The organism is Pseudoalteromonas sp. APAL1 (assembly GCF_021532475.1).
Lineage (GTDB): Bacteria > Pseudomonadota > Gammaproteobacteria > Enterobacterales > Alteromonadaceae > Pseudoalteromonas > Pseudoalteromonas lipolytica_C.
In genome coordinates, this window is record NZ_JAKGAW010000001.1 from 248249 (window position 1) to 255256 (window position 7008).

Consider the following 7008-nt stretch of genomic DNA (forward strand, 5'->3'; position numbering starts at 1 on the left):
TATGCACTGCTTCTTGCCCTGCTACAAATAAGGTTTAAATGCAGGGCTTGAATAAGTTACTAAGCCATTGTCTGACTTACCAATTAAATACACTGGCAAAGCATGTTCTTCAGCATATTTTTGCGCGCGCTCCATGCCCATTACTGTAAGCGCTGTGGCTAGGCCATCTGCAGTCATTGCTGATGGGTGCAACACTGTAACTGATACTAAGTCATGACGACTAGGCATACCTGTTACAGGATCAATTAGGTGGCTATATGTGACACCATCCATTTCGTAAAAAATTCGGTAATCACCTGATGTCGCAATACCATTGGTACCAGGCTCAATCACTTTATGCACTTTACGCACGCCTGGCTCAGCATCAGGCTGTTCAATTGCAATTTTCCACGTGATGTTGTCAGGTTTAATACCCGATACACGAAGCTCACCACCAATCTCAACCATATAATTTGTCAGACCATGGCTTTCTATCACTTCAGCGACTTTATCAATACCATAGCCTTTGGCTGTAGCGGAAAACGATAGCTCTAAACCATCTATTGTTTTCATCAAACCTGCATCAGTAAGTTCTAGCTTATCAACACCAATCTTAGCAACCATTGCAGCCAATGCTTCATCACTTGGGCGTTTAGTTGGCTTTTTATCTGGGCCAAAACCCCACAAGTCAATAAGTGGCCCCATAGTGACATCTAACGTTTTTGTTGATTCACCAAGGCGAATTGACTCTGCTACCACGTTTCTAAAATCAGCGCTAATTGGCATCACCTGCCCTGCTGGTAACTGGTTAAACTGGTTAATTTCTGAATCTGGAATGTAAGTCGACATAGATTGATTTACATCTTTAAGCACTTGCTTAATTTCAGGGTGTAAATCAATACCTGCAATTTTTGAAGACTCAGCGTACACCTTTATGTGATAGGTGGTACCCATTGTCTTACCTTCAAAATAAAGCTCTTCGACCTTATCTGCTTGGCTGCAACCAGCCATGAGTAAAGTAATAGTTAGTAGAAAAAAGGCCATCAAACCTTGGCGATAAAACACTCTATTCATAGCATTCACCTTTTGGATACCACGCAATGTAGGTATAGAAATAAAAAAGCCTCGTAACACTGTGTGCTACGAGGCCTGTATTCTAACCAAAACTTATTGTTTTGTGTATGGTGTTAGCCACCGAAGTCATCTAATAAGATGTTTTCGTCTTCTACACCAAGATCTTTTAGCATGTTGATAACAGCCGCGTTCATCATTGGAGGACCACACATGTAGAACTCACAATCTTCAGGCGCTTCGTGATCTTTCAAGTAGTTTTCATAAAGTACGTTATGGATGAAGCCTGTGTAACCTTCCCAGTTATCTTCTGGTTGTGGATCAGACAGTGCTGTGTGCCATACGAAGTTATCGTTTTCTGCAGCTAAGCCATCAAAATCTTCTACGTAGAACATTTCACGCTTAGAACGTGCACCATACCAGAAACTCATCTTACGCTTAGATTTTAAACGCTTAAGTTGGTCAAAGATATGTGAACGCATTGGTGCCATACCTGCACCACCACCTACGAATACCATTTCTGCATCAGTGTCTTTCGCGAAGAACTCACCGAATGGACCAGAAATAGTCACTTTATCACCTGCTTTAAGTGACCAAATGTACGAAGACATTTTACCACATGGAAGGCTTAGGTCTCTTGGCGGCGGCGTAGCGATACGCACGTTAAGCATGATGATGCCTTCTTCTTCTGGGTAGTTAGCCATTGAGTATGCACGAATTGTTTCTTCGTCTACTTTAGACTCCAAATCGAAGAAACCGAAGTGGTTCCAGTCGCCACGATACTCTTCAGGAATATCGAAGTCAGCATATTTAACGTGGTGCGCTGGTGCTTCAATTTGAATATAACCACCTGCACGGAATGGTACAGACTCACCATCAGGAATTTGTAGTTTAAGTTCCTTGATGAATGTCGCTTTGTTATCGTTAGAGATAACCGTACAATCCCACTTTTTAACACCGAAAATTGACTCTTCAAGTTCAATTTCCATGTCGTTTTTAACATTTACCTGACACGCTAAACGGCAGCCTTCACGAGCTTCACCTTTAGAGATGTGATCAAGTTCTGTTGGTAAGATATCACCGCCACCTTCTTTGATGTGTACACGACACTGACCACAAGAGCCACCGCCACCACACGCAGATGAAACGAAGATACCTGAATCAGCTAGCGCGCCTAATAGCTTGCTACCTGCTGATGTTGTAATAGCTTTTTCTGGGTCGCCATTAATACCGATGGTGATATCGCCGCTTGCTACTAATTTAGATTTAGCACCAATGATAACTAAAACTAAAATAACAACGATAGCGATGAAAACACCAACGCCTAAGAAAATCTCATTCATGATTTATCCTCGCTACCTATTAAAGTGAAATACCAGAGAATGACATAAAGCCAAGACCCATAAGACCAACAGTGATGAAAGTAATACCTAAACCACGTAAGCCATCAGGAACGTCTGAGTACTTCATTTTTTCACGGATACCAGCAAGTAAAGTAATTGCTAGTGCCCAGCCCACACCTGAACCGATACCATAAACAACAGACTCGCCGAAGTTATAGTTACGCTCAACCATGAAAGATACCGCACCGAAGATTGCACAGTTAACTGTGATCAGTGGTAAGAAGATACCTAACGCGTTGTAAAGTGCAGGGAAGAACTTATCTAATGCCATTTCAAGAATTTGTACAAGTGCTGCAATAACACCGATGAAAGTCAAGAAACGTAAGAAGCTAAGGTCTGCTTCTGGGTAGCCAAGCCACTCTAATGCACCTGGTGCAAGAACAGCGTGGTAAACCAAGTTATTTACTGGTACTGAGATACCTAGTACCACGATAACTGCCACACCTAGGCCGATTGACGTTGTTACTTTCTTTGATACAGCAAGGAAAGTACACATACCTAGGAAGAAGGCTAAAGCTAAGTTTTCAATGAAAACTGCTTTTACAAATAAACTAATATAATGTTCCACTGCTCGCCCCTTACGCTTTTGCTTCTACTTGGTCTTTCTTGAAGGTACGAAGTACCCAAATAAATAAACCAATAATGAAGAATGCACTCGGTGGTAAAATCAATAGACCCATTGGTTGATACCAGCCACCGTTTTGTACTAGTGGGATAATATCAACACCGAATAGTGAACCTTTACCGAATAACTCACGGATGAAACCAACAGTTAATAGCACTACTGAGTAGCCTAAACCGTTACCGATACCGTCTAGGAAAGACATTAACGGTGGTGACTTCATTGCGTATGCTTCAGCACGACCCATTACGATACAGTTTGTAATGATTAGACCAACGAATACTGAAAGCTCTTTTGCTGTTGCATAAGAGAAAGCTTGTAGTACTTGGTCAACAACGATTACAAGTGATGCAATGATCGTCATTTGCACGATGATACGTACAGATGATGGGATATGGTTACGAATTGACGAAATAAACAAGCTAGAGAATGCAGTTACTAGCGTCAATGCGATTGACATGATAAGTGCATTTTTTAAGCTTGAAGTAACCGCTAGTGCAGAACAAATACCAAGTACTTGTAGTGCGATCGGGTTATTTGCGAATACCGGGCCAAATAGGACCGACTTCATTTCTTTAGTATCAGCCATTATTTCAACGCTCCTTCACGTACTTTCGCAAGGAAAGGACCAAAACCGTTTTCGCCAGTCCAAAAGTCAACTGTGTGATCAACACCGTTTGAAGTTAATGTTGCACCAGAAAGACCATCAATTTGATGTTCGTTCTTTGCACCGCTCTTCATGATATTGATTGGTAACTCTTTACCTTGCCATTTAGCAGTCCATTGTGGATTTTGAATTTCACCACCCAGACCTGGCGTTTCGTTGTGCTTGAAGAAATTGATGTTCTTAACAGTTTCACCATCGCTTTCAAGCGCTAAGAAGCCATACATAACACCCCAAAGGCCGTAACCTTGGATAGGTAGAATGATTGCATCAACTGAATCGTCTGGTTTTTTCGAGATATAAACAGGTGAATTTTTTGTCATACGCTGAATACCAGCGATGTCTTTAATTCCTTCTGCTTTTAACGCAAAGCTACGTGCTTGGTCAAACTTAGTTTTCTCGAAATCGAATGAGTTAGGATCAACACCTTCAACAAATTCACCAGTGTTCATATCTACTACACGTGCTTCGATTCTAGAATTGAACGTATCAGATACAGTACCTGACACTTCAATATCAGCCGCAGCTAAGATATTACGTTGGATATCTTGTGTTTTGTTAGCTTGCTGTAAAGGACGAAGCTGAACTGAAGCAAACGATACGATGATTGCACACACTAAACATAGTGCAACAACAACGGTTAGCGTTTTGCCGATTGATTCGTTATTACTAGACATTACGTGCCAACCTCCGCTTGATATTAGCTTGCACTACAAAGTGATCGAATAATGGTGCAAATAAGTTAGCAAATAAGATTGCTAGCATCATACCTTCTGGGAATGCCGGGTTAACAACACGGATCATTACAACCATAAAGCCGATTAACGCACCGTAAGCGAACTTACCTTTGTCAGTGAATGATGCAGATACTGGGTCTGTTGCCATGAAGAACATACCAAATGCAAAACCACCAAGAACTAAGTGCCAGTGCCAAGGCATAGCAAATACTGCGTTAGTTTCTGAACCAATTGTATTCAGTAAGAATGACGTTGCAACCATACCTAGGAATACACCTAGTACGATACGCCATGAAGCGATACGCACGTAAATTAGGAATAAACCACCGATTAATAGTGCTAGTGTTGACGTTTCACCTACAGAACCTTGAATGAAACCGTAGAACGCATTCCACCATAGTTCCATGTTGCTGTAATCAAGTGAACCAACCACTGCTTGACCAAGCATAGTTGCACCAGAGAATGAATCTACTGCAGTCCATACTGTGTCACCTGAAATTTGCGCTGGGTATGCGAAGAATAAGAACGCACGACCGGCAAGAGCAGGGTTAAGGAAGTTACGACCTGTACCACCAAAGATTTCTTTAGCGATTACAACACCAAACGTAATACCTAGTGCAACTTGCCATAAAGGAATCGTTGCAGGTAGGATTAGTGCGAATAGTACAGATGTTACGAAGAAACCTTCATTTACTTCGTGCTTACGCACTGAAGCAAATAACACTTCCCAGAAACCACCCACAGCAAACGTTACTGCGTATATTGGTAGGAAGAAGCAGGCACCGTAAAACATTTTCGCGCCCCAACCAGATTCAGCAGTTAACTCACCACCGAATAATTGGAACAGACCAACTTGCCATGTATTTGCTAGTTCAAAACCTTGTGCTAAAGCACCTGCGGCCTGATGACCAATGTTGAACATACCAAAGAACATTGCAGGGAACGTTGCCATCCACACTAAAATCATCATACGTTTTAGGTCGATGTTATCGCGAACGTGTGTTTTGCCTTTATTTACGTAACCAGGCGTATAAAAAATAGTCGCTGCAGCTTCGTAAAGCGCATACCATTTTTCGTGTTTACCACCCGGTTCAAAATGCGGCTCAATATCTTCTAGAAATTTCTTTAAACCCATCTCTCTAGCCTTCCTTCTCGATCGTAGTCAAGCAATCGCGTAGGATTGAACCATACTCGTATTTACCTGGACAAACGAAGGTACATAATGCTAAATCTTCTTCATCAAGCTCTAGCGCACCTAACGAAATTGCACCATCAAGATCACGTGCGATTAGATCACGTAATAATAGTGTAGGTAGGATGTCTAAAGGCATAACACGCTCATAGCTACCAATTGGAACCATGGCACGCTTCGAACCACCTGTTGAAGTCGTCATGTTAAATAGACGGCTTGGTGTTAGGTGAGATAAGAAGGTACGTGTTACTGAGAACTTATTAGCACCTGGTGCAATCCAACCGAATAGCTCTTTTTCGCGACCTTCAAGTAATACAGATACTTGAACATGGTAACGACCTAAGAACGCATGTGGACCTTGAGAAATAGCACCTGACAGCACTGAACCAGAAATCACACGGTTATCACCGTCTTCTAATTCGCCAGCAACTAAATCATCTAAAGATGCGCCAAGCTGAGTTCTAACTAAGCGTGGGTTTTTAACACGAGGACCGGCAAGAGAAACAACACGGTCTGTGAAGATTTCACCTGTCAGGAACAAATTACCAAACGCGATTACGTCTTGGTAACCTAAGTGCCAAACCTGCTTGCTAGCAGAAACTGGGTCTAAGTGATGAATGTGTGTACCAACAAGGCCAGCCGGATGTTTGCCACCAAACTCATGTACTTCTACTTGAGGGATTGATGAACTAGGCACTTGGCTACCAGCTTGTTTACAAACAAATACTTTGCCGTCAGTTAAACGAGATACCACAGCTAAACCAGCTTCAAATGCTTGAGTGTTTTCAGCAATGATCACTGCAGGATCTGCAGCTAGCGGGTTAGTGTCGATAGCCGTTACAAAGATAGAGCTCGGATTTGCATCCAAAGCAGCTACTTTGCTGAATGGGCGAGCACGTAGTGCTGTCCATTGACCTGACTGAACCAGTACTTCTTTCACTTTTTCACGGTCTAAGCTCGAAAGCTCATCGGCCTTGAAAGAGTCAAAGGTGATTTGCTCACTGCCATTAACTTCAATAACAACAGATTGCAGCACACGTTTAGCACCACGATTAATTTCTTTTACTACCCCAGAAGCTGGTGCAGTAAATAAGACGCCAGGGTTCTTTTTGTCTTCAAAAAGTACCTGGCCTTTTTTGACTTGGTCATCCACGCGAACATGCATGGTTGGACGCATACCAATATATTCTTCACCTAGCACAGCTACACGTTTGACGGCAGAACCATCATGAATAACTTGCTGAGGTGCGCCCTCTATCGGTAAATCCAGACCTTTTTTTATGTTGATCATACGCACTTGCATTACATTAACGGAAAGAAACTGAAAAATCGTACCAACC

7 protein-coding genes are annotated in these 7008 nt (G+C 42.2%); all 7 read right to left on the reverse strand.

Features of this window, described 5'->3' with window-relative positions; genetic code table 11:
- Window positions 1-21 precede the first annotated feature (21 nt).
- Window positions 22-1053 carry an FAD:protein FMN transferase gene (locus tag L1264_RS01185; RefSeq protein ID WP_138557284.1) on the reverse strand — a complete coding sequence of 344 codons (1032 nt, stop codon included), beginning with the start codon at window positions 1051-1053 and terminating at the stop codon, window positions 22-24.
- 113 nt (window positions 1054-1166) lie between these two features.
- Entirely contained in the window at window positions 1167-2393 is a 1227-nt protein-coding gene (gene nqrF, locus L1264_RS01190) for an NADH:ubiquinone reductase (Na(+)-transporting) subunit F (RefSeq protein WP_135923740.1), read from the reverse strand.
- Between the two features lie 19 nt (window positions 2394-2412).
- Window positions 2413-3021, reverse strand: coding sequence for an NADH:ubiquinone reductase (Na(+)-transporting) subunit E (gene nqrE / locus L1264_RS01195; RefSeq protein ID WP_016708692.1), 609 nt, complete (start codon window positions 3019-3021; stop codon window positions 2413-2415).
- A 10-nt stretch (window positions 3022-3031) separates the two neighbouring features.
- Window positions 3032-3664, reverse strand: a complete 633-nt coding sequence (locus L1264_RS01200; RefSeq protein WP_054554281.1) for an NADH:ubiquinone reductase (Na(+)-transporting) subunit D — start codon at window positions 3662-3664, stop codon at window positions 3032-3034.
- The gene (locus tag L1264_RS01205; protein WP_138557283.1) at window positions 3664-4416 is read right to left on the reverse strand and encodes a Na(+)-translocating NADH-quinone reductase subunit C; all 753 of its coding nucleotides are present in this window, start codon (window positions 4414-4416) and stop codon (window positions 3664-3666) included. The genes L1264_RS01200 and L1264_RS01205 overlap by 1 nt, the downstream gene beginning before the upstream one ends.
- Window positions 4409-5611 (reverse strand): NADH:ubiquinone reductase (Na(+)-transporting) subunit B, encoded by a 1203-nt coding sequence (locus tag L1264_RS01210; RefSeq protein ID WP_135923738.1) that lies wholly within the window; start codon window positions 5609-5611, stop codon window positions 4409-4411. The genes L1264_RS01205 and L1264_RS01210 overlap by 8 nt, the downstream gene beginning before the upstream one ends.
- Before the next feature lie 4 nt (window positions 5612-5615).
- Entirely contained in the window at window positions 5616-6959 is a 1344-nt protein-coding gene (locus L1264_RS01215; protein WP_135923737.1) for a Na(+)-translocating NADH-quinone reductase subunit A, read from the reverse strand.
- Window positions 6960-7008 lie beyond the last annotated feature (49 nt).

Bases quoted from the DNA above. Each gene is read 5' to 3' on its own strand.
- L1264_RS01200 (WP_054554281.1), bottom strand. From the start codon at position 3,664: ATGGCTGATACTAAAGAAATGAAGTCGGTCCTATTTGGCCCGGTATTC.
- L1264_RS01215 (WP_135923737.1), bottom strand. From the start codon at position 6,959: ATGATCAACATAAAAAAAGGTCTGGATTTACCGATAGAGGGCGCACCT.
- nqrF (WP_135923740.1), bottom strand. From the start codon at position 2,393: ATGAATGAGATTTTCTTAGGCGTTGGTGTTTTCATCGCTATCGTTGTT.
- L1264_RS01205 (WP_138557283.1), bottom strand. From the start codon at position 4,416: ATGTCTAGTAATAACGAATCAATCGGCAAAACGCTAACCGTTGTTGTT.
- L1264_RS01185 (WP_138557284.1), bottom strand. From the start codon at position 1,053: ATGAATAGAGTGTTTTATCGCCAAGGTTTGATGGCCTTTTTTCTACTA.
- L1264_RS01210 (WP_135923738.1), bottom strand. From the start codon at position 5,611: ATGGGTTTAAAGAAATTTCTAGAAGATATTGAGCCGCATTTTGAACCG.